Here is a 25,308-nt window from a genome sequence, read left to right on the forward strand (position 1 = left end):
CTTTTAAAGCTCAGTAATGCAATTTTTTGATTTAAGCCAACAGTTTAATTTAAGCAATATTTTAACCCCATATAAAACACTTGATGATTTGGCTAAGCAAGAGTGGGTTCTAAGTAAAGTTCGTGTAGAGCATGATTGTTTAAGTGATCAAGACAATATAGAAGGACAAGTGGTTTTAAAGTCCAACGAAAATATTCAAATCGAACTCGAATGGCTCATCCAAGATACTGGACATGAACTATTGATCCAGTTTAAAGGAATAGAAACGCCAGTAACCGAAGAAACCTTTGTCCTCATCAAAGGTGCCCAGTTAATAGATGAAAGTCGGAGTCCTCTTTCCTCAAGTGCACTCAGTCTCTGGCTAGATGGAACTTTATTTCCCTTACTACCACAACTACGCCAGCAAATTAAAGCACGATTGAATCTATGGGACTATGTTGAATATGATGATTAATACAAATCATTTATCCATCAGATCAACTAAAATGACTTAAAGTAAGCCTATTTCTTTAAATAAGCATTGATAAGCATCAGCTTTTTTCTCTAAAGCCAAAGGATAAGCGCGCGAAGAGGATGGCATGCGATACAGACTCAAGTCTCGTCCTGCAAAATGTGTCTCAGACTTCATTCCAATTTGTGGTTTTAAGGTCCCATTAGGCATAGACAGCATGAGCGTATCAGTGGCTTTATCACCGGTGGTCATGACATTACGACACTCGGGCATTTGTTTAAGTAAATGTTGTACATTGGTCGGGGTAACGATTTGTAGAAACTTATCCGAAGCATTGCCTTTTTGGCGGATCACTTTATAGGCTGTATCAAATATCGCAATACCTCGTTCATTTAAAAAAGTACGGATTTGTTGTTCTTTAAATGTCTTCTGCTCGATATTGAGAAAATAGTTTTTATCTTGAAAAAAACACAGACCAAATATTTTCCACATATCATTTTGAAAATTTGGATAATAAAAATCCATTTTCCAGCGTGTTTTCGGTGGAGGAAAACTACCTAGCATTAATAATTTGGCATTCTGTGGTAAAAACGGTTTGAGTGGATGTGTTTCAATTTCAACTGAGGTCGTCATAAATTATTTTAAACCCGTTCAAAATGCTGACGTATTTTTTCAGCTACTTGTTTGCCCCATAGCTGATAAATTTCTTTGCTCGGGTGAAAGCCGTCCTCTGCCATATCCAAATTCAGATTTTTAAATTTCTCTAAATCGTATTCAATCCAATCCATCTGCTGTTCTTGCGCAACAAATTGACTGAGTTTTAAATTCATCGCTTTAGCGTATTGACCAAATAACCATGCAAGTGGGTTTGGAAGTGCAGGAAACTGATCCATCGGAGGTACTCCCGATGCAATCGTCAGTTGTGGGCTAAATTTATGTTTGAGTATTTGATAAAGTTGTTTCTGTTTTACGATCCAAGCCCGTGGCGAGGTAAATTTTGTAATGTCATTGACACCGACAGAAGTAATAATCACATCAAAATGCCGTGTCTCAAGTGTTTGAATGGCATGAATGACTTGATCTGTGGTGAAGCCAGTCGTTGCATGTAAATAAAATTGAATACTAAATTCAGATGACAGCTCAGTTAAAATTGAACCTAATAATGCATCATCCTGCACATTTACACCAACACCTGCTGCCGCTGAGTCACCCAAAATGAGTAATGACAGTGTTTTGCCTACACCTTTTTTTCCAACGCGCTCACCAATTGGCTCGGGCAGTCGTGGTGTATTTTTTTTTACTTGGTAACCCTGTAAAAGAATGACAGGAACTAAAACAAGTGTATAAATTTTTAAGCGCATGTTAGCTAACTAGATCTTCGGTAGCCTAAATATAAAAACAGTATATGTTGAATTGAATCCATGCAAAGAATGAAAAACTGTAAAGTTAAAAAACATATTTAGAAAACTGCCATAACACGCAAAGTAAACATGTGGCAGTTTCTACATTCAAATTCACTATTTTTAATATATGAACGACTATAAACATGCCAGTTGAGCAATTTAACTCTCAGCAGATCAAGTCAAAAATCCATCTCTTTTCAGCTTAATTTTTTATTTTTCTAAATGACAAATATAATCAACCACTTCGCTTGCCATCATACTAAAGCGACTATTGGCAGGCACATCAAAACTTTCACCCGCATGATAAAGCATCATCTCAGTCTGTAACCCAATTTTGACTTGGCATTGACCTGAAACAATTTCAATATGTTCCGCAACATGTGTTTCAAAAGTTAAAGGTTGATCTGTAGGCAAAATAACCCCTAGGGTCTTTCGTGAACCATCTTCACATTGAATGACATGACTGATTGAGCGCCCACCAAAGTGAACATTGGGTTTTTTTCTTACCGAAACAAAGTCGAACTGATTTGACATCTTCATCACCTCTTTTCTTCAATGCTACACTGATTTTATGACTAACTCATGAATCCATTCAAATGCTCATCTGACATAACAGTATTTGTTTAGAAATGCCCTGACATTGTTCAAGATAAAAAGGCTGATTTACAGCCTTTTTATCTCAAGGATTAGCCCAGTTTATTAACCAATTTCAGTGGTAAAACTTTCATCGCTAAACCGAGCGGTAACCAAGGCCATTTAGGAACATAGGCTTTTACTGGAGCTTTTTCAATTTCTGCTGCCAAGAGTCGTGAACCTGTTTTTTCATCCACTTCAAAAGGCAGTGGTTTAGCACCCTCGTTGATTTCTGTACGAATATAGCCAGGGAAAATCGTGGTGACTTTGATTGGGGTATTCAGCAGTTCGGCACGGATCCCTTCAGCCAAATGTGCAACACCTGCTTTACTTGCACCGTATGCTGTCAAATGTTTCGGCATACCACGGACTGCACTCATAGACGAGATAACAACCAAATGTCCTGCATTTTGCTCACGGAAAATTTCAACCGCAGCTTCACACTGTGCCAAAGCTGAAATAAAGTTGGTTTCTACCGTAGCTTTATTAATTGCAAAACTTCCTTTACCAATACGACGCCCATCACCAATTCCAGCATTGACAATGACTCGATCTAAATGACCAAAGTCTTGTTTAAATGCGCGAAACACTTCGAAGACTTGTTCATAATTGGTCACATCTAAAACTTTAGTTATGACTTTTACCCCGTACTGGCTTTCAAGTTCTTGCTTTAAGCTTTCAAGACGTTCCAAGCGCCGTGCACAAATAGCCAAATTGTAGCCTTTCTGTGCAAATTCGCGTGCCATACCTGCACCAATACCAGAACTTGCCCCTGTAATTAAAATTGTTTTAGCCATGTCTTAATCCTTCCCTTAGATCCATGTCAATAAGTTTGAGTTTTCGGCTTTAATAAAATGATGTTCATTGAGGCTTAACAGTTGTGGTTCATTCCCCACCAATCGCAAAGTGGTCATACTACTGTTGGCAATGGCCCAATTTAAAGCGAAGGTTTTATTTGGACTCAGTCCTAACAGCTTACCAGCCACCACAGAAATTACACCGCCTGACGTAAATACCACTGCATAACGAGGCTTAGTTTTTGCAAGTTCATCACACAAATCTTGTAAAGCACCTTCAATACGACTTTTAAAAGCAGGCCACGATTCATCATATTCATGATGATAGTCACCACCTGTCCAGCGTTCAATTGCCCCTTCAAATATCTTGGCCAAATAAGCACGTGGATTGGATTCTTTGGCCACATCAGCTTTGAGTAAGTGTGGCTCATTAAAACGCGGTTCATAGTGGGCAAAGACTTGCTGATGATTAAACTCATTCCATGCAGAATTGGTCAAAACATCCACTTCAGGAAAACATTCCGCCAAAGAAATACACGCGGTTTGCTGATGTCGTTGCATAGAGCCAGACACCGCTACAGGTGCTTCTTTTAAAATTTGATCAAAATATTGACCCAAAATTTTGGCTTGCAACTCTCCATTTGGTGAAAGTTGGTCATAACTTTCAGCACCAAAAGATGCTTGTCCGTGGCGAATGAAATAAATAGTGGTCATTTACCTAAAATTTCCTTCATTTTGACAATATATTTTTGTGCCACATCATTGGCCTCAATTTTCTGTAAACCAATCAGTTTGAGCGCGCGAATGTGTAAAGCATGAATGACTATCCAAAAATCTTTAAAGGCAGGGTTATTGGTCTGTTTATGGTGATAACGATAATAAATCTGTTGTGCAATTACAGCTAAACGGAAAATGCCAAAGACTTCATAGAAAGTCCAATTGTCCGTTTCTAAGCCTGTTTTTTCTAAATAATAGTCCACCACTTGTTTACGTGTGAACATTCCCTTTAAGTTAGTCGGCTGGCGACGTGTCGCTTTAAACAAAGCATTGTCAGATTCTTCAACCCAATAAGCCAAAGCCGAACCTAAGTCCATGAGTGGATCGCCAAGCGTTGCCATTTCCCAATCTAAAACGCCAATAATTTGCGTCGGATGATTCGGATCTAAAATGACATTATCAAAACGCCAATCATTATGAATCACACAGGTTTTTGAATCCGCAGGAATGTTGTCTTTGAGCCAATTCCGCACATATTTAAATGAAGGCACATTAATGGTTTTGGCTTTCTGAAAGCGTGCATCCCAGCCTTCAACTTGACGGCGGCAGTAACCCTCACCCTTGCCTAGGTTTTCCAGTTCTGTGCCTTGATAAGGTACTTGATGCAACTCGATGAGTTTATCAATCACATTGACACATAACTCACGAACTTGGGTTTCACTGAAATTCAACTCTCTAGGTAAATTAGCACGTGGAATAATACCTTCGACACGTTTCATTACATAGAAGTCGCAACCAATAACAGATTCGTCCTGACATAAAGCGACCATTTCAGGTAAAACAGGATAAAAAGGACTTAAGTTCTTTTGTACATGATATTCACGTGCCATATCATGTGCAGATTTGGCTTTGGTCCCTTTAGGCGGGCGACGTAAAATCAGGTCAAGATTGTCGTATTTCAACCGATACGTCCAGTTCGATGCACCACCAGAGTATTGTGTCACCTCGACCGGCCCTTGTAAGTCGACACCTTGTGCTTTGAGCCAGTTTTCTACGGCTACAGCATCCAGTTCTTCACCCGCCCGAACTGTTCCACCTACATCAATCGCTGACATTTTCTTTTTCCCAAACTATCAATCTTTTCTTCACGTTTTAGAAGATCATCTATTCTTTTTAAACTGCGAACCAAATAGATGATCTATCCCACTCTTATTTTTTACGACGTGTACTATGTCCACGTTTTGCTAACTCTAATTTGGCAATCATGCCTTTATGCACTTCATCTGGTCCATCTGCCAAACGCAGTGAACGAGCTTGAGCAAAGAAGCCAGTCAAAGGTGTATCTCGTGATACTCCTGCACCGCCGTGAATTTGAATGGCCATATCGACCACTTTTTCAAGCACACTTGGTGCAACCACTTTGATGGCAGAGATTTCTGTTAATGCCGCCATATTCCCTAAAGTATCCATTTTATACGCAGCATACAAGGTTAATAAACGTGCTTGATCAATCGCAACACGTGCATCTGCCACACGCTCTAGGTTCCCACCTAGTTTTAAAATTTCTTTGCCAAATGCAGTACGGCTCATCCCACGGTCAATCATTAACTCTAAAGATTTTTCCGCAGCCCCAATACAACGCATGCAGTGATGAATACGTCCAGGCCCTAAACGACCTTGCGCAATCTCAAAACCTTGACCTGCGCCACCAATAAAGTTAGAAACAGGTACACGAACATTATTAAAGCTAATTTCGCCGTGACCATGTGGAGCATCATAGTCACCAAAGACTGGTAACATCCGTTCTATTTTGACTCCAGCAGCTTCAACAGGCACTAGAACCATAGAATGTTGATGGTGGCGATCTTTGGTTTCATCAGGTGTATGCGCCATAAAAATAATAATTTTGGCATTTGGGTCACCTAAGCCTGAAGACCACCATTTACGTCCATTTAAGACAATTTCATCGCCCTCGATCACAGCTGTCGCTTGCATATTGGTCGCATCAGATGAAGCAACAGCAGGTTCTGTCATACAGAAAACAGAGCGAATTTTTCCATCTAGGAGTTGAGTCAACCATTGTTGCTTTTGCTCTTCTGAACCATAACGCCATAATACCTCCATATTGCCACTATCAGGTGCATTACAGTTAAATACGGTCGGCGCAAGAAGACTCCGACCTGTGAGTTCTGCAATATGAGCATACTCTTGAACCGATAGACCTTGGCCCAACTCTGGACACGGCAAAAACATATTCCATAACCCAGCAGCTTTTGCTTTTGCTTTTAGCACTTCAAGTTGTACAGGCCACTGCCATTTAGTCCAGTCCCCACCTTGATTGAGCTCATGTACTTCATGCCAGAACTCGGTTTCAATAGGTTCAATTTCATTTTGAATAAATTGTTTAGTACGTTGTACATAATCTTGAGCACGTGCTGATAGTTCAAACATGACGACTTCCTTCGATATATTTTGATATTTTCGCTTTACATCAACATAACCTGAAAACTAATATGAAAAAAATGATTTTATTTTATAGACAAACATGACTAATATTCATAGTAAATCCCCTATCGACATGGGACTTTTTCATCGTATTGATATTAATTTATACCCACTTTTTATTGCCATTTATGAGCAAAAAAGTATTTCAAAAGCAGCGCAGATCTTGTCGATTACACAATCTGCGGCAAGCCATGCCTTGCAACGCTTACGGGGGCATTTAAAAGATGATTTGTTCGTTCGTTCGGGCAGCCAAATGCTTCCAACCCCTTTTGCCGAGCAAAGTTATCCCATCATTAAAAGTGCTCTAATTGCCATTCAAAGTATCTCTATTCAGCAGCAAAGCTTTGATCCAAACATGGTAAACAGCTTAAAAATTGCCATTCATGATGAAATCGAACCCATTATTTTCCCAAAGTTAGTTGCTCACTTTCAGAAACTTGGCTTAAGTATTCAATTCGTAAGTAGCAAACTCGACCGCAAAACAGTTGATGCTGATTTGGTTTCTCAGCAAATTGATTTTGTGATTGACTTAGAGCAAAATTTTGGTGAAAGAATTCAATTTAATAGCTTAGTTAAGGACCAATTTGTCGCATGTACACTACTTAAACAGATTGATGCGAATACTTACTTGGCTGCCCCACATATTGGTGTGTCTTCGCGGCGCACTGGCGTTTTGGTTGAAGACATTTATTTAAATCGGAAACAACTATCTCGGCAAGTCTTTTTACGCTGTCAACACTATTCCACTGCATTGCAAATTTTAGAGCAATACCCCAATGCAATTTTAACGATTCCTAAAAATATTCTGACTCATCTCAATATCTCCCCGTCTCTCAATATTTTTGATGTACCTATTGAACTGCCGAAAATGAATATTGGTATTTATTGGCATAAGGATTTGTCTGAGAATAAAAGACATCTTTTTTTGAAATCTGAAATTTTTAAAATTTTTGCTTAGGCTATTTGTTATTATATTTTTTTGCTTAGGCTATTTTATGGAGTCAACCTAACCCGTATATAGATGCTTAATAGAAAGATTTTTTGTACCTTGATTAACAAAACTATCATCCCTTGGTTTAGTTTATTCATTATCGAGGCCGTGACAAAAAATTGTATCTGTATCCTAAATCACCATGTCAGTGTTCATGGTGAGACCGTATGGATGATGTAGTTGTGAATGTAGATAGATGTAAAAGTAGGCGATGAAATATGCATATTAAGCTTTGGTTGAAATCAAAGCACACACATCAGCATGTTGTTTTTTATAAAAATTATCTTAAATTATAAGCTTTCAGCTTTGCTTTCCAGACTCCATATCTAATGAAAACATGACTTGAAATTTGATGCTAATTCGCTTTATTGAATAACAGTATCGTAAACTCAGATCAAAGCTAATCCTACTAAATAGTCGCTTATTCTAAGCAGAAGCTTTAAAATAGAGATAAAAGACAACTGTAATGAATTAGCACATATAGGTATGCAACAACAAAAACCACACTATCCTTTGGGAGCTCATCTCATAGTCAAGCATTTTGGCTATACGCATCACGGCATCTATGCTGGGCGTGGGCGTGTGATTCATTATTCAGGTTTTGCTCATCTTTTTAGAAAGCACCCCATTGAAATGACCTCGATTGAAAATTTCAGTCATGGACGTAAAATTATTGTTAATCAATACCAAAACCCCAAGTATAAAGGCCGTAAGGTTGTGCGACGAATGCGGTCACGTATGCATGAAAACAACTATCATCTTATTATTAACAACTGTGAACACTTGTGTACCTGGGCCATTACAGGCGTTGAAAGCAGCCCACAAGTCATTAAGATGATGAACCGACTGACGACTATTGGTTACGTCAGTTCTGTAATGAGCTTTATGAACAGCCTCATGTTAACGCTCACCACGACCTGTTTTGCTTTGGTACTCTATATCAAGAAAAAATTACGTGATAAAGCCAAACGGCAGATTGGTAGCTATCTTGAGTTTAAAGAACAACGCTCTAAAAAAAATCACTAACGCGAACGAAGTTGAAATGGCGGAAACTTATCTTCAACCAAATTGAGTTGAATATCATACTCTAACCAAGCTTTCGCACCATCAAGCACGGTCGTAAAACCACCCGTAGCATCCATCACGTAATGCATCAACTCATTGCCCTGAAGCTCAATGTCATAGTTTCGAATCATGACATAGGTATTCATACTGTCGATTTGCTCAAATACGAAGTCAACTTTGGTTCTAGGTGCTCCCCATTCAATACTAATAAGTTCATGCTCAACGACTTGTAATACATGAATAGAGTGCGTAATTTGGTATTTATCCCATGTCCAATCCACAACAGCCCCTTTTTCAATATAACCCGATGACTGACTGAACCAAAATTTAGTGGTAATGAGTGGGTCAACGAAAGCATTAAACACAATATTCACAGAACGCCGAATCAACATTTGGGTTTCAATTACTGTAGTCATTTTTATATCCTAATCATTTTTAAGCTTAGTGATAGCACATCTTAATGAACCAAGAATATCGAAGAATTGTTATGGCTTAGATGATGCCGATCTTCTCTTGAGTATTTGTTTTAGTTAACGCAGATTCGCTTTATGTGGACTCATTTCGGGAGGTAGAGGATGTTTGAGAGAGCTGAGCATTTCACGTTCTATTCCACGAACAATTGCATCCAAAGCCAAATCGTTTTCCTGAAGCCCAAAAGGTTCTTCTAACTCTGCACTTAACGCATCTAAACCTAAAACGAGATAAGCAATTAATGCCACGATCACGGGTGACCAGAAACCTAAACTGGAACTTAGGCTAAAGGGCAAAATCACGCAGAAAGAATACACGGCGCGATGTAATAGAACAGAATAAGAGAATGGTAATGGCGTCGATGAAATACGATCGCAACCTGCATGAATATCTCCCATTGCAACTGTATGCTGGCGTAAACCACTGTAAATAATGTCGCTAATTTCTCCTTGCTTATAAAGGACGGTCAAATCTTTTTGTGCAAGCTCTAATACGTATTGAGGTTGATTTGAATGATTCTTTAACACTTGCCACTCTTCATCTTTGAATTGTGTTTTTTCTCTATAATGTTCAAATGCATAGCTTTGTTTGCGTAAACGGTCACGGAGTAAATGACTAAATAACATGACGCGATACATTAAAACTTCACGCGCTGTATCATTTAATACATAGCTATCACGAATTATATGTCTCGAATTGGCAATCAATGCACCCCACAGCTTGCGCCCCTCCCACCAACGGTCATAACATGCCGTATTTCGAAAACTTAAAAATATAGAAAGAATCACACCAAACACGGTGAAACCAATAGTTGGTACCGCAGGAACAGAAACAAAATGCTGTGTAGATAAATAAACCAATAGCGTTGAAATCAGAACACCAACCATTAGTGCAGGAAAAACCTTGGGGAGTATGGTGCCACGCCATGCAAAGAGTAATGCAAAACTATTGGTTTTATCTCGAACAATCACAGTTCATTCCTCTTGATTTCGCTACGAAAAGGCTCAACCGAAGTTGAGCCTTATATCTATTTCCACATCCATAAAAGCATAGCTTTATTTAGTGTTTAAGCAAAAGCCTTATTTCGGCTTAAAACTATCTTTTAAGTCCAAAATACGGTTAAACACTGGTTTATCACTGCTATGGTCGTACTGATCTGCAACAAAATAACCTTCACGTTCAAACTGGAAACGTTCTTCAGGCTGTGCTTGTGCAAGTGCAGGCTCTATCACTGCTTGTACAGTTTTCAATGACTCAGGGTTGAGATGTACAAGGAAATCATCATCCGCATCAGGTGCTGCTTCGTTAAATAAACGATCATAAATACGGACTTCAGCTGGAATACCTTTAGTCGCAGATACCCAATGAATCACACCTTTAACTTTACGACCTTCAGGATTTTTACCTAAAGTTTCAGGGTCAATTGAACATTTCAACTCAACCACTTCACCCTTTTCGTCTTTAATTACTTCATCGCACTTAATCACATAAGCATGACGTAGACGAACTTCACCACCCGGAATTAAACGCTTGAAGCCTTTTGGTGGTTCTTCTTCAAAGTCTTTACGGTCGATATAAATTTCAGATGTTAATGGGATCACACGCTCACCCATGTCTACATTTGGATGACGTGAATGAGTTAAATCTATATCGTTAGGCAAATTTGTGAGTGTGACTTTGAGTGGATTCAATACTGCCATACCACGAGCAGCTGTATTTTCCAAAGACTGACGGATGCAGTATTCAAGCATTGCAACATCAACAATACCATCTGACTTCGATACACCTACACGCTTACAGAAGTCACGTAGACCTTCTGGGGTAAAACCACGACGTCGCATACCGACAACCGTTGGCATACGTGGGTCATCCCAGCCATTAACATAACCACCTTCAACCAATTTACGTAATTTACGCTTAGAGGTAATGGTGTAGTCTACATTTAATCGACTCGACTCATACTGACGTGGTACTGCTTCCGAGTGAACTTTTTCAACCACCCAGTCATAAAACGGACGGTGGTCTTGGAACTCTAGGGTACACAATGAGTGAGTAATCCCTTCAATTGCATCTGATAATGGATGCGCATAGTCGTACATTGGGTACATTTTCCATTTATCACCTGTTTGGTGATGCTCTGAATGAAGTACACGATACAAAATAGGGTCACGCATATGCACATTTGGAGATGCCATATCAATCTTGGCACGCAGAACAGCTTCTCCTTCTGCAAACTCGCCATTGTTCATTTTTTCAAAGCGCGCAAGGTTTTCTTCAACTGAAGTATCGCGGTAAGGCGAGTTTTTACCCGGCTCAATAAAGTTACCACGGTTCAAACGAATTTCTTCAGGTGACTGTAAATCAACGTAAGCATCACCCTGTTTAATCAGTTGAATCGCCCATGCATGGAGTTGATCGAAATAGCTTGACGCATAACGCGGTTCGCCATTCCATTCAAAACCTAACCACTTAACGTCATTGGCGATCCCATCGACATATTCTTGTTCTTCTGCATCAGGGTTGGTGTCATCAAAACGGAGGTTGCAAGAACCATCAAACTCATTGGCAATACCAAAGTTTAGGCAAATCGCTTTCACGTGGCCAATATGTAAATAACCATTCGGCTCTGGTGGAAAACGTGTGACAACTTTTTGCGTACGTCCTTCGGCCAAATCTTCGGTAATCACTTGGCGCACAAAGTCTAAGCCTGGCTGTTGTTCTTGCTGCGCTGCGACAGAGGCATTGTTACTTGGTGTCGGGTTATTTGGCAGTGTTGAAACAACATCATTCGGCTTCATAGTTTAAAAATCACTTTGATGAAAAAATTGAGGAAAAATAGGCTGTGCTACATCAGCATAATTCTAACCGATCTATCGGCTAATTTATGAATATTTTACAGCCCCTTAAACGATATTTGATCTATTTTACAAAGAAAATAACGTTTTTACTTGCCTTGTAGTTTACAGTTTGCTTATGCTTCTCACAACCAAAAAACCCATGGCTTTGATGTCCATGATCAGGAGATTACACAATGAGTTTTCCTCAAGTCGAATTAAACACCAATAAAGGTCGTATTGTTCTTGAACTTAACAACGAAAAAGCACCGATTACTGTTGCTAACTTCTTAGAATACGTACGTGACGGTTTCTATGACGGCGTAATTTTCCACCGCGTGATCGACGGCTTCATGATCCAAGGTGGTGGTATGGATGAAAACTTCAAAGAAAAAGCAACACGTGATGCAATTGAAAACGAAGCTGATAACGGCTTAACCAATGACCTTGGTACAATTGCAATGGCACGTACACAAGCACCTCACTCGGCATCTGCTCAGTTCTTTATTAACGTGGGTAACAACTCGTTCCTTAACCACTCGGGCAAAACGGCTCAAGGTTGGGGTTATGCAGTTTTCGGTAAAGTAACTGAAGGCCTAGACGTAGTAAACGAAATTAAAGGCGTTCGTACTGGCAACCGTGGCTACCATGCTGACGTTCCACTAGAAAACGTTGTAATTGAATCTGCTAAGATTATTTCTGAATAAAAATCCCTCCTAACCTCCCTTTAAAAAAGGGAGGAAGTCCCTCTTTTTAAAGAGGGATTTAGGGAGATTAAATTAAAATGGAAACTTCCGTGACCTATCTGTTTATCGCCGATTTACACTTGTCACCAGATCACCCTCGACTCATTCGGGGGTTTTTAGATTTATTAGATGCTTATAAAAACAAGAATACCCAGCTGTATATTTTAGGTGATTGGTTCAACGCATGGATTGGCGACGACTACACAGCTCCTTGGCTAGATGAAATCGTAAGTGCGCTACAACAATTTTCAAATGCAGGCAATCATATCTACTTCTTAACAGGTAACCGTGATTTTGCTCTTGGACAAACATTTCTTGATCAATTCAATGGGGAACTTTTATCTGAAATCACGACACTTCATATTGCAGGAAGTATCATTCGTATTGAACATGGTGACCTACTCTGCACGGACGATATATCTTATCAGCGTTTCCGGAAAATTATTCGTAACCCACTATTGCTGAAATTATTAAAAAATACACCTCTTAGCTTTAGACAAAAACTCGCCAACGGCTTTCGTAAAAAAAGTCATCAAGCACAGCAGTGGAAAAGCTATGAAGTGATGGATGTGAATCAAGACGCGGTTCACACAGCCCTAAAAAATGTCGATTTACTCATCCATGGACATACCCACCGTGCCAATATTCATGATGTCGAAAGTAAAAAAAGAATTGTGTTAGGTGACTGGAAAGAAGATTCCGCTCAAATTTTAGAAATTGATCCGACACAAAATGATCATGCATTGTATTTAAACACGTGGCGGTATTAATCATCTAGTCCAAGTACACTATGTCGCCATTAACTTAAAGTACTACAATGATTCATTACTTATGTGTACGTGTTTTTCTAAGTTCGGTGGGTGTAATTCCAAATAACTGTTTAAATTTACTGGTAAATTTTGATTGTGAATGATAGCCACATTGCTCTGCAATTAGTCCTATTGGTTCCATTGTTGTTTGTATCAAATGTAAACCATAACCTAGTTTGGTTTGGCGAATCAAAGATAAAATATCAATTTCTTCGGCAATAAGTTTTCTTCTTAAGGTCGATTCACTCATTGCAAGTTGCGTTGATAACCGCTTCATATTCCATGCAATACTCACATCATGACTGATAATGTCATGTATTCGATGCCCAAGAGAAGGATTTCTCGCAATCGCGCCCACATCTGCATACCCTAAACAGTAAAGTAGCTGTAGTATCTCCTGCCTTCTAAAGTGCCATGTCTCAGGTGGAGAGACGAGTGACCATTCAATCAATTGCATTAACGTTGTTTTTAAAATATCGTGTATTTCCCCTTGAAAATAATTTTTCTGACTCACCCCTGCTTGTTTGAATTGAACAAAATCCTGATAATCAAATTCTATAAGTACTGCAACATATTCATCATGTTCATGTGGAATATTTCTCATGTCTATTTTTGGGCTATTCGATAAAAATACAAAGGAGCCTTGTGGACATACAATCTCACCACTTGAGCCGAGTTGCTTTTCACCAGAAAGTACAAATATGATTAAAGGTTTTATAATCGGAGCACTCAATATAAGTTGCTCTTGTTTAGATGAATACAACGAAAAAGGTAATTTTTTCTTTTCATTTACGAGTTTTTTTACTAACCCTAATACTTCTTGCATACATCAATAATCATATTAATTTTTGATAAAATACAACCTAATGTGAATAAAGTCATATTAAATTCAAATTTTCCCAAAAACACTGTCTAAAGCAGAGTAAATGCTTGAAACAGTGTGAGATGTATTTGGCTATATAGATTAATCACGCTGATATAAAGCAGTTATTGTGCTGGAAGCCAGAGCATTTACCCGAACCATATACCCTGTTAAAGCACCTGATGCATTTTCAGGTAGATCCAACTTCTTAGATAAAGCAAAAACTGTAAATTGATAACGATGTACACCATGTCCTTGGGGTGGGCATGCACCGCCAAAGCCTGCTACACCATAATCATTTTTAATACTTAAGCTTCCCTTCGGCGCCAAGTTTCGACTAAGATCACCTGCCCCTGTCGTTAATACAGTCACATCTTTCGGAATATTAACAATTTGCCAGTGCCACCACCCACTCCCCGTTGGAGCATCGGGGTCATACGCTAGAACAGCAAATGCTTCCGTTCCTTTTGGCGCGCCATGCCAAGAAAGTTGTGGTGATAGATTTTGACCATTACACCCAAACCCTTGAAACTCCTGAGCTTGACTCATCAATTGATCTTGTGAAATATCGGTACTTTTCAGTATGAATTCATCTGCCCAAGATGTTGCACCAACACCCAACATACAACTAGAAATCAATAGCTTAGAAAATAAATGACGCATATAAGATAGCCCTATTGTTATACCTCTTGATATGTAAAGTATAAAATATCTAAATCCAGTCACTTATCCCAAAACCTAGCAACTTTTATCCTTTTAGGTGTCAAATACAAATCAATTTAAATCAATTGCCATAAGCCCGATAGATTACGGCTATCCCAACCATTAACGTTTTACAGTGACCAAAAGAAAACTTGTAGATATAAAGCAACTCTAAACCATTGCGAAAAATATGCTGAAATTGGACCTAAAACTTATTTTATCTATTACAATTATTTTAAGTTCAATTTGACTGATGACTAATGGACACTCTGATTACTGCAAAAACACGATACACAACTAAAGCTTATGACCCGAATAGAAAGATCCCTCATGAACAGTTTGTTCGATTATTAGAAATTCTCCGCTTAACGCCATCATCTATTAACATCCAGCCTTGGCACTTCTTCATTGCAGAAAATACAAACGCCAAAGAGCGAATTGCCAAAGCATTGGTGGGTAAATATGCATACAATGCACCCAAAGTTTTAGATTCATCACATACCATTTTATTTTGTACTAAAGCCGACATTTCTGAACAGCATTTAGAAAATTTACTTCATCAGGATGAGCTCAACGGACGTTTTAAAGACGATGCCGCTAAACAAGGACAAAAAGACAGTCGCTCTGGTTATGTAGACTATTATCGTAATGAAAAAGGCGATATTCAGCGTTGGGCGGAAAACCAAACCTTTATTGCTTTAGGCCAAATTCTATTAGCAGCCGCTAGTGAAAAAATTGATGCAACACCGATCGGTGGCTTTGATGAGTCAATCATTAGTGAAGAACTCGATTTAGCTGCGAAAGGTCTAATTCCCTCTGTACTACTCACATTGGGCTACCGTAGCGATGCCGACTTTAATGCCCAATTACCCAAGTCTCGACTAAACAACGTAGATATTTTCACGCAGCTGTAATGATAGCTATATATAAAGAAGGGACTCTAAGTCCCTTCTTTATATTTTAGGTCTGAAAATTGCTTATTTATTTTTAAGCTAAATCATTTCAATCTAAACAAAACAAAAATAGTGAGGTTACTGATGTCAGTTACACCGTATATGCCAATGAAGTTTGAGTGTGCTCGTTGCAATAAAATCTATTTACGTCAGTATGAAAATAAAATACATACCCATTACCCTAACTGTCCCAGTTGTGAGCAACCAGGTTTATTACTCGGTATTGCTGTGCTTGAAGATCTACTCAAACACCCTCAGTCTTTTGTCCGCAATTTTTTTAAACAGACATTGCATAAGCTAAACAAGCTACACTGGTAATACCCAATACAAGTCCAATCACTGTTGCGGGCTTCAGCTTTTCTTTAAATAAAACCAGCCCGCTCAGCACACCTAAAAGTACCACCATAATATTCATGCCCGCAAAAACCACCGCAGGGCTGTCCTTGAGTAGCAGATGTGCTTTGACATACAGTGCGATATTGGCAAAGTTCAACACGCCAAGACATAAACCAGCCACAACGTTTTTGGTTAAGCCGACATTTTTTGTGGTCACGGCAACATAACTAACTGACAATAAAAATGCACAAATAAACATCAGGTTTAATGCAACAGAAAATTGGACACCTAAGCCTGTAGTATATTTGAGTAAAATGTCTATCAGCGCATAACCAAACCAAACAAGTGCTAAATACCATACAGCCTGCTTTTGCCCCTCTCCGCCACCCGATGCATTGGTAAATAAAATGCACATCACGGCAGCAAGACCTAACCCTACCCCAACAATTTTCAGCTGATTAAACTGTTCTTGAAAAATAAAATAAGCCGCCAATAAGGACAAAATTACCGATAAGCGTTGTGCGATTTCTGTTTTGACAATACCCGCATATTGCAAAGACTTGGCTAAAAATAAAAATACACTTGGCAGCAAGACACCAAGCGTTATAATCAACCACCAAGGTGTATTTGAAATAGAAACGTGACTAAGATCAGGTTTAAACCAGAAATAGCATAACAAACTGGCTGAAGCATAGTTCCAGCTAATCATCTGAATTGGATCAAAACCTTTGTTTTTACCCCATTTTAAAAGAATGGAGACCACCACACTACAACAGGCCGCAGCAAATATCAGTTCCATAGCACACTCTTATTATTGTCGCCTTGAATATAAACACACATAGAAAAGCCCACATCAAGGTGGGCTTTTCCAATATAAATCATTCAAAATGAATTATTTATAATGTTCAACCATTTTCTCTAAAGAAATTGGACGAATCTTGTCAGCATTGCCCGCTGTACCAAATGCTTCATAACGGTCAACACAAATTTGTTTCATTGCATCTACAGTTTTTGCGAAGAATTTACGTGGGTCAAATTCACTTGGTTGTTCAGCCATCATACGACGCATTGCACCAGTTGATGCTAAACGCAAGTCTGTATCAATGTTGATCTTACGAACACCGTGCTTGATTGCTTCAACCAGTTGTTCAACAGGAACACCATAGGTTTCTTTGATGTCACCGCCATACTGGTTAATGATCGCTAACCATTCTTGAGGAACAGAGCTTGAACCGTGCATAACAAGGTGGGTATTTGGAAGCGCCGCATGAATTTCTTTAATGCGGTCAATCGCCAAAATATCGCCTGTAGGTGGACGTGTAAACTTATACGCACCATGTGAAGTACCGACTGCAATTGCAAGTGCATCGACATTGGTATCTGCAACGAACTGACGTGCTTCTTCAACAGAAGTAAGAAGCTGAGAATGATCGAGTACACCTTCAGCACCCACACCATCTTCTTCACCCGCCATACCCGTTTCAAGGCTACCTAAACAACCGATTTCACCTTCAACTGAAACACCGCATGCATGCGCCATTTGTACTGTACGACGTGTTACATCAACATTATATTCATAAGTTGTTGGTGTTTTACCGTCTGCACCCAATGAACCATCCATCATCACTGATGAGAAGCCCAATTGAATTGAACGTTGGCAAACGTCTGGATCTGTACCGTGGTCTTGGTGCATTACCACTGGAATGTGTGGCCATTCTTCAATTGCTGCCAAAATAAGATGACGTAAGAATGGAGCACCTGCATATTTACGCGCACCCGCTGATGCTTGTACGATAACAGGTGAATTTGTCGCATCTGCTGCAAGCATGATTGCGCGCATTTGTTCTAAGTTGTTTACGTTGAATGCTGGTACGCCGTAAGCATGTTCGCCGGCGTGATCCAAGAGCTGGCGCAATGAAATAAGAGCCATAATGTCCTCCCAGTTGATGCGACATATTCTACATGGTCAAAGGTTTCAATTCAGCAACAAATAACACTATTTAAAAAAAATCCCCGCAATTGCAGGGACTTTTTACAAATTTCACATCTAATTAATGTGCTTGAGCCGCTGAAGCTTCTACCGCAGTATCCGCTGTTGCAGCATCGGCTGGTGCATTTGCGACTTCAGCTGGAATATCTTTATTCTTTTCATCTAATACTGGCTGATCAATCGCATCAATTGCTGCTTGTTGTTCAGCTGTTACAGCTTCTTCAACTGCTGCTGTTTCAGATGCTGCAACGGGTTGTTCTGGTGCTTCATTTTTCTTACAAGCAGTCAAAGCTAGTGGTGCTAACAAAAGTGCAGCAAGAGTCATTTTTAAATTCATAATGTTTTCCTAGAACAGATGATTTAATGCCCTGTAGTTTATTTCAGCAATATTTCATTTTCATGACTAAATGATGAATAGATTTGTTAAGCCCATAAAAAAGGTTGACCTAAGTCAACCTTTTTTACAACAACTTTAAACAAGATACTTATTGTGCACGTTCTAGTAATGCGGCAACTGCTGGAAGGGTTTTGCCTTCGACAAACTCAAGGAAAGCACCACCACCAGTTGAGATATAACCAATTTTGTCTGCAACTTCGTATTTATCAATAGCAGCTAAAGTGTCACCACCACCCGCAATAGAGAAACCAGCAGATTCAGCAATCGCTAAAGATAAAGTTTTAGTGCCTTCGCCAAATTGATCGACTTCAAACACACCGACTGGGCCATTCCACAAGATCGTTTTTGACGTTTTTAGAATGTCTGCAAATACTTTTGCTGTTTCTGGGCCGACATCCAAAATCATGTCATTGTCAGTCACATCTTCAACTTTTTTCACGACTGCTTTAGCAGCAGCCAATGAACCCAAGAAGTCTGCAAAATCAATTTCAGAAGCATCCGCCACGACAACATCCGTTGGAAGCGGTACAGAAACTTTTGCAGCAATCGCTTTTGCGGTGTCAATCAAATCATTTTCACACAACGATTTACCTACATTGAAGCCTGCTGCTGCCAAGAACGTATTAGCAATCCCGCCACCCACAATCAACTGATCGCAAATATCAGAAAGTGATGTCAACACATCCAACTTAGTCGATACTTTAGAACCCGCAACAATCGCAACCATTGGCTTTTCAGGCGTTTGTAATGCGCGACCTAAAGCATCAAGTTCAGCTGCAAGAAGTGGACCTGCTGCTGCAACTTTTGCTAAACGTGCTACACCTTCAGTTGATGCTTCTGCACGGTGCGCTGTACCAAATGCATCCATTACAAATACATCACAAAGCGCCGCATATTTTGCTGCAAGTTCTGGGTTATTTTTCTTTTCACCTGCGTTAAAACGGCAGTTTTCAAGGAGTACCACTTGACCTACTGTAACGTCAACGCCATCGAGATAGTCCGTCACTAATTGAACGTCTTGACCCAATGCTTCAGTCAAATATGCAGCAACAGGTGCTAATGATTGTTCTTGTTTTGGCTCACCTTCAACAGGACGACCAAGGTGAGAGTAAACCATTACGGCTGCGCCTTGTGCTAACGCTGCTTTAATTGTTGGTAAAGCGGCACGTAAACGCGCATCACTTGTAATCACACCATTTTTAACAGGAACGTTTAAATCTTCGCGAATAAGAACACGTTTACCTGTTAAATCGAGGTCAGTCATACGCTGAAAATTCATGTAGAGCTCTCTTTCTATATATAAAAATCGCGTCGATTTTAAATGATTATGCAGAAAAAGGTTAGCTTCTTTTGCAGAAAAGCAAACGAAAGGCAAAGTTTTGCTATCATAGTGAAAAGTCTCACTCGATTTATCATTTATGTCTATTCATCCTGATCCAAATCTGAACCGTTTAAACGTTTTGGGTGAACCTTTAGCGAGCTGCTGTTACTCCCCAATTACTGGTTATTTCCGTAATGGTTTTTGTCATACAGCACCCTCAGATTTGGGACAACACACCATCTGTGTCGAAATGACCTCTGAGTTTTTAAATTTTTCGCAACAAGTGGGCAATGACCTCATTACCCCTGTGCCTGAAGTTAACTTTCCAGGACTACAACCGGGAGATTTTTGGTGTATCTGTGTGACTCGTTGGGTAGAAGCGTATCAAGCAGGTTTTGCTCCTCCAGTCAAAGTTCAAGCTTGCCATCAGGCCGTACTGTCTTACGTACCGCTGAATGTGCTCATGGAATATGCAGTCGAATGAATACTTCCGAAATTATCTTGGCATCCAGCAGTCAAACTCGTAAAGATTTGATGAATCGCTTACGCTTAGACTACCGTTGCATTGTCCCTGATATAGACGAATCGCCTCGTGGAGAAAGCCATGCGGATGATTTGGCTAAACGCTTGGCATTTGAAAAGGCGCATGTAATTGCTAGACAACATCCAGATGCGATTGTGATTGGTTCCGACCAAGTCGCATGGCGTGAAGGTGCGCCCGATATTTTTATTGGAAAACCATTGTCTGCTGAAAAGGCGATTAAACAATTACAAGCCAATTCAGACAAGATTGTCTACTTCAGTACCGCTTTGAGTGTTCAACAGCATTCTACTGGATTTGAACATAGTCTGGTTGAACACTATAAAGTTAAGTTCCGTAAACTTAGCCTGCCTGAAATTCAACGTTATATTGAACTTGAGCAACCACTCATGTGCGCTGGTAGTTTTAAATGTGAAAGCCTAGGGATCAGTTTATTTGAACAAATGATAGGACAAGATCAAACTACTCTTATGGGTATGCCGATGATCCAGTTATGTAATATTCTGCGTGAATTAAAAGTGCTTGTACCTTAATTCCATAGAAAGATTTTTAGTTTATGTCTAATAAATTGAACAGCACTAAGTGTTGCTGTTCTCTTTTTAGTACTAAGCTTAATCACATTATTAGCTATCTTTCATAATTTATACTCACTCTTTTCGATTTCCTTCTGTCATATCTGATTCGCTATTTTCTGAGCATTATCTTTATTTAACATTATGTTTATTTGCTATGTTTTAAACATATTATTCTGTAAAAATTTTAATGTGAGTAGCCTAACGGCTGATGCAGGCGCTAGTTGTTTAAATCAGCGAATCACTTTCAAATAAATCTAACGATACTTGCGCATAGGCCTTCGATCATAAGACAATACACAATATTGTTTTAAATTTGCTTAGGCTATTTTCATGTCCCAAACTCTTGATGTTCTTGGCGGTATTACAGCCGAACAATTCCTTACCGAATATTGGCAAAAAAAGCCTTTATTGGTGCGTAATGCTATTCCTGAAATTGCCAATCTCTTAGAACCAAGTGATGTAATGGAGTTGGCTTTGGATGAAAATGTCACAGCCCGTCTCATCAAACAAAAAGATCGCGATCCAAATCAATGGTCGGTAAAGTCTTCTCCACTCTTAAAAGCAGATTTTCAAAAGATGCCGAAGCTTTGGACTTTGTTGGTTCAAGCCGTCGACCATTACTCTTTTGATTTGGCAGCGCTATGGAAAAAATTTCCATTTATTCCACAGTGGCGTCGTGATGACATCATGGTCTCTTATGCACCTAAGGGTGGTTCTGTAGGAAAACATTTTGACTTTTATGATGTCTTTTTGGTGCAAGGCTATGGTCATCGTCGTTGGCAGTTGGGTCAAATGTGCGATGCTGAATCTGAGATTGTTGCAGGCCAGCCTTTAAAATTACTGCCTGAAATAGACACCCATTTCGATGAAGTATTAGCCCCAGGTGACCTACTTTATGTACCACCAGGTTTAGCTCATTATGGCGTCGCTGAAGATGACTGCCTGACCTTCTCTTTTGGCTTCCGTATGCCAAACGTCACTGATATGGTTGACCGTGTAGGTGACAAACTATCAGATAATGCCCTGCTGCGTAATCCTTTGCTCGATATTGTCCGTGACCAACAAAGCCCGATCGGTCAATTAACACAAAACGAATTGGATTATTTAAAAGCAGAAATTCTAGCTCAGTTACAAAATTCAACTCTGCTTGAAGATGCTATTATGACCTTGATGTCAGAGCCGAAATATCCTGAAAATATTCCTGAAGCTGAAGAAATTGGCACGGGAGATTTGGAAGGTATTTTAGACCAAGGCTACCAACTCATTTTAGAGCCTGCATCTCGCCTACTTTATACGCATGACGAAAATGCGTTCTTGTTCTGGGCTAATGGTGAAGGATTGTGTATTTCAGACCAATTTGCACCATTACTTAAAAGTTTAGCTGATGGTGAGGCATTATTGCTTGATGAAAGTTTATATGATGCCGATATTCTAGAAGATATCGCAATGCTTATGAATGAGTCTGTTTTGATGCTTCTACCTCCTGAAGAAGTTTAACAACATCAAGTGCTGAGCCTCTTACTCAGCACTTTCACCTTCTCCAAAACTTAAACAAGCCTTGATTTTGGTACAGCCTTTTTTAGACTCAATTTCCAACTCAGCACCAATTTTTTCTAAACGCATTTTCATGCTTCGCATGCCAATACTCATTCCATGATTCAGCACACACTCTACGTCGAATCCAACACCATCATCTTGAACAATTAAGACCAATCGAGTTGTGCTTGGATAATACATTTTGACTTCAATATGACTTGCTTGGCTATGCTTCACAATATTTGTCAAGCTTTCTTCAAGTACACGAATCAAAGTCAAACACTGTAAAGCCGTAGGCTGTATCTCCCATGTAGCTGGTATCGTCCAAGTCGCTTGAATATCCAATTCATCCATAATTTGACTAAAACGGTGCCGAACAGGTGCAATCCACAGCACTGGATTGTCTGGAATTTTATTATTCGTAGATGAACCACTATCAATAATTTGCCTTAAATCATCACGCAATAATTTAAGAATCGAAAGAAATTGTTGATTCGACATAGCACTAGAACTCTGCCCCACCAAAATCATCGAACGAACCAAAGATGCACCCAGACCATCATGTAGATCATGTGACAAGTGAATGCGCTCTTGTAGCCGAACGTTTTCAAGCTCTAATTGATGTCGCGCGTATAGGCTTGAAGATAAATTACTGGTGACAAAGTTCACACGTTGTTCTAGCTCATTATTAAATCTTTGTATTTTTTTGATATTTTTATCTAAACGAGTTGCAAGAATGATCACAATAAAGAAAGTGATAATCGGTGAAGTATAAGGGGATAATGGCTGATGATCATTGATACGCTCATCAAATAATAGTGAAACGTCGTACATCATTACAATACAAACAACACTCAAACACACAGCAAGTAAAATGTAATCACGACGCTTTGTTTTATTCGCACGATAAACCACAAATAAAAAAGAGGCTAAGAATAAGGCAATACACAGAAGAAAAATTATCGCAAAAACGGTTTTGACCATCAGACTCGGGATAAATAAAATCGTAACAATACAAACCGCTGCAACCAAAAATAATGTTTTTTCTAACTCAGCAAACTTCACCTTAACAAAACGGAGCAAATAAATAGAAAAGCAAACACTGTATAAAACAAAATAAGTTAGGTTAGCTTTCATAACCCATAAAGAATTTGGATAAGGAAACACTTCCCGATTGATCACATTCCAAATAAACAGCACCCAAAACAAACAACTAATAGAGAACCAAAGAAAAGTTGTTTCATTGCGCCTAAAAAACCAGATGACAAAGCATACTAAACCTAAGGTTGTCGAAATCACCAAATTAACCTGAAATAGTGCTCTTTTATTCCAAAGCCGTCTTTGCTGCTTATCATAGGCTTTTGTAATATCTGAAAATTCTAAATTTCCTAAACCGGGGCTTTCATAGCTATTACCAACCACATACACCCAAATATCATTCTTTTGTTGTTTTAAACTTTCGACAGGAAGAATCCAAAAACGCGGAGTATTCCAACTTTTTGATAGAGGTTCAACTAAATGTTTATCTTTCCACATCAAATTACGGTTAAAAAAGACAGCACCCGCACTACTCATACCTTCTACTGAAAAAGCGATCGGTTCTTTTAACTCATGACTATCGCTACAGCTCCAATGCCACGCAAAATGGTACCAAACACCACCATCATAATATGGCCAACGCTTGGTCCAAACATCAGGATTTTTAACTTCGACCCAGCCCGTTTTAGGCACTTCATTCATAGATGTTGTTTTGACTGCAGAAATTTTATCGACAATCACATTACAAGTGGAGCCAACACTGAAGCGGGTTTCTGCATAACTGGCAAGACTAAACGCACACAAACATAGTGTGAAAAAAAGGCTCAGCCAGCCATTTTTCATAAAAGACCTAAAGAACGTGCTGTACTCACAGCCTTGGTGCGTTTGGTAACTGAAAGCTTTCGATAAATATGCTTAATATGACTTTCAACAGTATAGCGAGACACAAATAACTGCTCTGCAATTTCTCGATTACTTAAGCCCTGTGCAACTAAGTTTAGAATTTCAGTTTCTCGATTCGTCAATTCGTCATAATCTTGACCATCTAACTGATCTACACGTTCTGTTTGGGGTGTAGTTGATGTTGAAATTTGATTCAGAATTTCACGAGCAATAAATGGATCTATAGGAGCCCCACCACGTAAAATGCTACGTATAGACATAAGTACTTCAGCATCATCACGCTCTTTCAGTACATAACCATTCGCCCCTGCTTTAATCGAGGCAAATAGGCTTTGTTGTGTACTCCAAGCCGAAATCACTAAAATTAAAGCACTTTGGTCAATGTCTCTGAGTTTTTCAATCAGCGTAATACCATTGCCATCTGGTAAACCCAAGTCGACCAATGCCAAAGAAATTGGTTGCGATGCAATTATTGCCATTGCCTCCGCTAAATTCTTAGCAAAAATCAACATGTCATGGCTATAACCTAATTCCGAGAGAATAAGGTCTAGGCGAGAGCGAATCATCGCTTCATCTTCTACAATTAAAACAGGTGCAGGCAAAACTGTTTCCGTATTTTTCACTGAAGCATCCCCTTTTTATCATTCTTTAACAACACTATACCGATGCTAACTCGAAGCAACCTATCCCTAGAAGTAAGTAATTTATCAATTTTTATTGTTGAAGAATACG

Annotated in this window: 28 protein-coding genes; 10 read left to right on the forward strand and 18 right to left on the reverse strand. The window is 39.3% G+C overall.

The window, feature by feature from the left end:
• Positions 1 to 16 precede the first annotated feature (16 nt).
• Complete coding sequence (locus ACE01U_RS12460; RefSeq protein WP_086210059.1) at positions 17 to 454, forward strand: hypothetical protein; 438 nt, start codon at positions 17 to 19, stop codon at positions 452 to 454.
• Between the two features lie 36 nt (positions 455 to 490).
• On the opposite strand, the gene ACE01U_RS12465 is transcribed toward ACE01U_RS12460, so the two are convergent.
• The 7 genes from ACE01U_RS12465 to ACE01U_RS12495 form a co-directional block, all read right to left on the reverse strand.
• Positions 491 to 1,084 (reverse strand): uracil-DNA glycosylase family protein, encoded by a 594-nt coding sequence (locus ACE01U_RS12465; protein WP_395579599.1) that lies wholly within the window; start codon positions 1,082 to 1,084, stop codon positions 491 to 493.
• A gap of 8 nt (positions 1,085 to 1,092) precedes the next feature.
• On the reverse strand, positions 1,093 to 1,812 hold the full coding sequence (locus ACE01U_RS12470; protein WP_110973989.1) for an SGNH/GDSL hydrolase family protein: 720 nt from the start codon (positions 1,810 to 1,812) through the stop codon (positions 1,093 to 1,095).
• Between the two features lie 252 nt (positions 1,813 to 2,064).
• Positions 2,065 to 2,388 (reverse strand): pyrimidine/purine nucleoside phosphorylase, encoded by a 324-nt coding sequence (locus ACE01U_RS12475; RefSeq protein ID WP_110973988.1) that lies wholly within the window; start codon positions 2,386 to 2,388, stop codon positions 2,065 to 2,067.
• Between the two features lie 152 nt (positions 2,389 to 2,540).
• On the reverse strand, positions 2,541 to 3,284 hold the full coding sequence (locus tag ACE01U_RS12480) for an SDR family oxidoreductase (RefSeq protein ID WP_086210064.1): 744 nt from the start codon (positions 3,282 to 3,284) through the stop codon (positions 2,541 to 2,543).
• Between the two features lie 15 nt (positions 3,285 to 3,299).
• Positions 3,300 to 3,998 carry a histidine phosphatase family protein gene (locus ACE01U_RS12485; protein WP_151706413.1) on the reverse strand — a complete coding sequence of 233 codons (699 nt, stop codon included), beginning with the start codon at positions 3,996 to 3,998 and terminating at the stop codon, positions 3,300 to 3,302.
• Positions 3,995 to 5,116 (reverse strand): phosphotransferase family protein, encoded by a 1,122-nt coding sequence (locus ACE01U_RS12490; RefSeq protein ID WP_151706412.1) that lies wholly within the window; start codon positions 5,114 to 5,116, stop codon positions 3,995 to 3,997. The genes ACE01U_RS12485 and ACE01U_RS12490 overlap by 4 nt, the downstream gene beginning before the upstream one ends.
• 94 nt (positions 5,117 to 5,210) lie before the next feature.
• A complete protein-coding gene (locus ACE01U_RS12495; RefSeq protein WP_395579601.1) occupies positions 5,211 to 6,452 on the reverse strand; it encodes an acyl-CoA dehydrogenase family protein in 1,242 nt (413 codons plus the stop codon).
• Between the two features lie 94 nt (positions 6,453 to 6,546).
• Between ACE01U_RS12495 and ACE01U_RS12500 the strand changes: the two genes are divergently transcribed.
• Positions 6,547 to 7,464 (forward strand): LysR family transcriptional regulator, encoded by a 918-nt coding sequence (locus tag ACE01U_RS12500; protein WP_395579602.1) that lies wholly within the window; start codon positions 6,547 to 6,549, stop codon positions 7,462 to 7,464.
• 519 nt (positions 7,465 to 7,983) lie between these two features.
• Entirely contained in the window at positions 7,984 to 8,523 is a 540-nt protein-coding gene (locus ACE01U_RS12505) for a lecithin retinol acyltransferase family protein (RefSeq protein ID WP_086210069.1), read from the forward strand.
• On the opposite strand, the gene ACE01U_RS12510 is transcribed toward ACE01U_RS12505, so the two are convergent.
• From ACE01U_RS12510 to ACE01U_RS12520, 3 genes are all read right to left on the reverse strand, one after another.
• Entirely contained in the window at positions 8,520 to 8,978 is a 459-nt protein-coding gene (locus tag ACE01U_RS12510) for an SRPBCC domain-containing protein (RefSeq protein ID WP_086210070.1), read from the reverse strand. The two genes, ACE01U_RS12505 and ACE01U_RS12510, sit on opposite strands and share 4 nt — an antisense overlap.
• A 114-nt stretch (positions 8,979 to 9,092) precedes the next feature.
• On the reverse strand, positions 9,093 to 10,004 hold the full coding sequence (locus ACE01U_RS12515; RefSeq protein WP_291373255.1) for a bestrophin family protein: 912 nt from the start codon (positions 10,002 to 10,004) through the stop codon (positions 9,093 to 9,095).
• A gap of 108 nt (positions 10,005 to 10,112) precedes the next feature.
• Entirely contained in the window at positions 10,113 to 11,831 is a 1,719-nt protein-coding gene (locus ACE01U_RS12520; protein WP_395579603.1) for a glutamine--tRNA ligase/YqeY domain fusion protein, read from the reverse strand.
• A 233-nt stretch (positions 11,832 to 12,064) separates the two neighbouring features.
• On the opposite strand from ACE01U_RS12520, the gene ACE01U_RS12525 reads away from it, so the two are divergent.
• Positions 12,065 to 12,574 carry a peptidylprolyl isomerase gene (locus tag ACE01U_RS12525; RefSeq protein WP_110973981.1) on the forward strand — a complete coding sequence of 170 codons (510 nt, stop codon included), beginning with the start codon at positions 12,065 to 12,067 and terminating at the stop codon, positions 12,572 to 12,574.
• Positions 12,575 to 12,663: 89 nt separating this feature from the next.
• Positions 12,664 to 13,383 carry a UDP-2,3-diacylglucosamine diphosphatase gene (locus ACE01U_RS12530; protein WP_395579625.1) on the forward strand — a complete coding sequence of 240 codons (720 nt, stop codon included), beginning with the start codon at positions 12,664 to 12,666 and terminating at the stop codon, positions 13,381 to 13,383.
• A gap of 55 nt (positions 13,384 to 13,438) precedes the next feature.
• Here the strand turns inward: ACE01U_RS12530 and ACE01U_RS12535 are convergent, their stop codons facing one another.
• On the reverse strand, positions 13,439 to 14,248 hold the full coding sequence (locus ACE01U_RS12535; RefSeq protein WP_395579604.1) for a helix-turn-helix transcriptional regulator: 810 nt from the start codon (positions 14,246 to 14,248) through the stop codon (positions 13,439 to 13,441).
• Between the two features lie 138 nt (positions 14,249 to 14,386).
• Entirely contained in the window at positions 14,387 to 14,908 is a 522-nt protein-coding gene (locus tag ACE01U_RS12540) for a YbhB/YbcL family Raf kinase inhibitor-like protein (protein WP_395579626.1), read from the reverse strand.
• A gap of 338 nt (positions 14,909 to 15,246) precedes the next feature.
• On the opposite strand from ACE01U_RS12540, the gene nfsB reads away from it, so the two are divergent.
• On the forward strand, positions 15,247 to 15,900 hold the full coding sequence (gene nfsB / locus ACE01U_RS12545; protein ID WP_119063455.1) for an oxygen-insensitive NAD(P)H nitroreductase: 654 nt from the start codon (positions 15,247 to 15,249) through the stop codon (positions 15,898 to 15,900).
• 123 nt (positions 15,901 to 16,023) lie between these two features.
• Entirely contained in the window at positions 16,024 to 16,257 is a 234-nt protein-coding gene (locus tag ACE01U_RS12550; RefSeq protein ID WP_086210077.1) for a hypothetical protein, read from the forward strand.
• On the opposite strand, the gene ACE01U_RS12555 is transcribed toward ACE01U_RS12550, so the two are convergent.
• From ACE01U_RS12555 to ACE01U_RS12570, 4 genes are all read right to left on the reverse strand, one after another.
• The gene (locus ACE01U_RS12555) at positions 16,217 to 17,074 is read right to left on the reverse strand and encodes a solute carrier family 35 transporter (RefSeq protein WP_395579605.1); all 858 of its coding nucleotides are present in this window, start codon (positions 17,072 to 17,074) and stop codon (positions 16,217 to 16,219) included. The genes ACE01U_RS12550 and ACE01U_RS12555 overlap by 41 nt on opposite strands.
• A 93-nt stretch (positions 17,075 to 17,167) precedes the next feature.
• Positions 17,168 to 18,205 carry a class II fructose-bisphosphate aldolase gene (gene fba, locus ACE01U_RS12560; RefSeq protein WP_086210079.1) on the reverse strand — a complete coding sequence of 346 codons (1,038 nt, stop codon included), beginning with the start codon at positions 18,203 to 18,205 and terminating at the stop codon, positions 17,168 to 17,170.
• 121 nt (positions 18,206 to 18,326) lie between these two features.
• On the reverse strand, positions 18,327 to 18,602 hold the full coding sequence (locus ACE01U_RS12565; RefSeq protein ID WP_086210080.1) for a hypothetical protein: 276 nt from the start codon (positions 18,600 to 18,602) through the stop codon (positions 18,327 to 18,329).
• Between the two features lie 148 nt (positions 18,603 to 18,750).
• Complete coding sequence (locus ACE01U_RS12570; RefSeq protein WP_395579606.1) at positions 18,751 to 19,941, reverse strand: phosphoglycerate kinase; 1,191 nt, start codon at positions 19,939 to 19,941, stop codon at positions 18,751 to 18,753.
• A gap of 139 nt (positions 19,942 to 20,080) precedes the next feature.
• On the opposite strand from ACE01U_RS12570, the gene ACE01U_RS12575 reads away from it, so the two are divergent.
• The 3 genes from ACE01U_RS12575 (at position 20,081) to ACE01U_RS12585 (ending at position 22,596) form a co-directional block, all read left to right on the forward strand.
• Positions 20,081 to 20,467: a DUF2237 family protein gene (locus ACE01U_RS12575; protein WP_086210082.1), complete on the forward strand. Its 387-nt coding sequence runs from the start codon at positions 20,081 to 20,083 to the stop codon at positions 20,465 to 20,467.
• Positions 20,464 to 21,057: a Maf family protein gene (locus ACE01U_RS12580; protein ID WP_087527170.1), complete on the forward strand. Its 594-nt coding sequence runs from the start codon at positions 20,464 to 20,466 to the stop codon at positions 21,055 to 21,057. The genes ACE01U_RS12575 and ACE01U_RS12580 overlap by 4 nt, the downstream gene beginning before the upstream one ends.
• A gap of 372 nt (positions 21,058 to 21,429) precedes the next feature.
• Entirely contained in the window at positions 21,430 to 22,596 is a 1,167-nt protein-coding gene (locus ACE01U_RS12585) for a ribosomal protein uL16 3-hydroxylase (RefSeq protein WP_395579607.1), read from the forward strand.
• A 21-nt stretch (positions 22,597 to 22,617) separates the two neighbouring features.
• Here the strand turns inward: ACE01U_RS12585 and ACE01U_RS12590 are convergent, their stop codons facing one another.
• Both ACE01U_RS12590 and ACE01U_RS12595 read right to left on the reverse strand, forming a co-directional pair.
• Complete coding sequence (locus ACE01U_RS12590) at positions 22,618 to 24,516, reverse strand: sensor histidine kinase (RefSeq protein WP_086210085.1); 1,899 nt, start codon at positions 24,514 to 24,516, stop codon at positions 22,618 to 22,620.
• A complete protein-coding gene (locus ACE01U_RS12595) occupies positions 24,513 to 25,199 on the reverse strand; it encodes a LuxR C-terminal-related transcriptional regulator (RefSeq protein WP_086210086.1) in 687 nt (228 codons plus the stop codon). Before ACE01U_RS12595 ends, ACE01U_RS12590 begins: the two co-directional genes overlap by 4 nt.
• Between the last annotated feature and the right edge of the window lie 109 nt (positions 25,200 to 25,308).

It is taken from the genome of Acinetobacter halobius (assembly GCF_044130335.1).
Classification (GTDB): domain Bacteria; phylum Pseudomonadota; class Gammaproteobacteria; order Pseudomonadales; family Moraxellaceae; genus Acinetobacter.